1 rRNA gene is annotated in these 977 nt (G+C 57.2%); it reads right to left on the minus strand.

Features of this window, described 5'->3' with window-relative positions:
* Positions 1–7: 7 nt before the first annotated feature.
* A 23S ribosomal RNA gene (locus tag ACYVOM_RS41095) occupies positions 8–977 on the minus strand; the annotation flags it as partial.

The raw sequence follows: 977 nt of genomic DNA on the forward strand, positions 1-977 counted from the left end.
GTGCAGTGTAGGCAAGTCACTCGGCCTATTAGTACCGGTCGACTCCACACCTTGCAGTGCTTCCATCTCCGGCCTATCAACCCAATAGTCTGTTGGGGGCCTTACCCACCGTAAGGTGGAGGGAGTCCTCATCTCAAGGCAGGTTTCCCGCTTAGATGCTTTCAGCGGTTATCCCTTCCGAACGTAGCCAACCAGCCGTGCCCTTGGCAGAACAACTGGCACACCAGAGGTTCGTCCATCCCGGTCCTCTCGTACTAGGGACAGATCCTTTCAAGACTCCTACGCGCGCAGCGGATAGGGACCGAACTGTCTCGCGACGTTCTAAACCCAGCTCGCGTGCCGCTTTAATGGGCGAACAGCCCAACCCTTGGGACCTACTCCAGCCCCAGGATGCGACGAGCCGACATCGAGGTGCCAAACCATCCCGTCGATATGGACTCTTGGGGAAGATCAGCCTGTTATCCCCGGGGTACCTTTTAGCCGTTGAGCGACACCACTTCCACACGTAGGTGCCGGATCACTAGGCCCAGCTTTCGCTCCTGCTCGACCCGTCGGTCTCACAGTCAAGCTCCCTTGTGCCCTTGCACTCGCCACCTGATTACCAACCAGGCTGAGGGAACCTTTGGGCGCCTCCGTTACTCTTTGGGAGGCAACCGCCCCAGTTAAACTACCCACCAGGCACTGTCCCCCACCCCGATAAGGGGCGCGGGTTAGACATTCGAAACAACCAGAGTGGTATTTCACCAATGACTCCACCCGAACTAGCGTCCGAGCTTCACAGTCTCCCACCTATCCTACACAAGCCATTCCAAACACCAATGCCAAGCTATAGTGAAGGTCCCGGGGTCTTTCCGTCCTGCTGCGCGTAACGAGCATCTTTACTCGTAGTGCAATTTCGCCGGGCCTGTGGTTGAGACAGCGGGGAAGTCGTTACGCCATTCGTGCAGGTCGGAACTTACCCGACAAGGAATTTCGCT

It is taken from the genome of Actinocorallia aurea, from assembly GCF_054783995.1.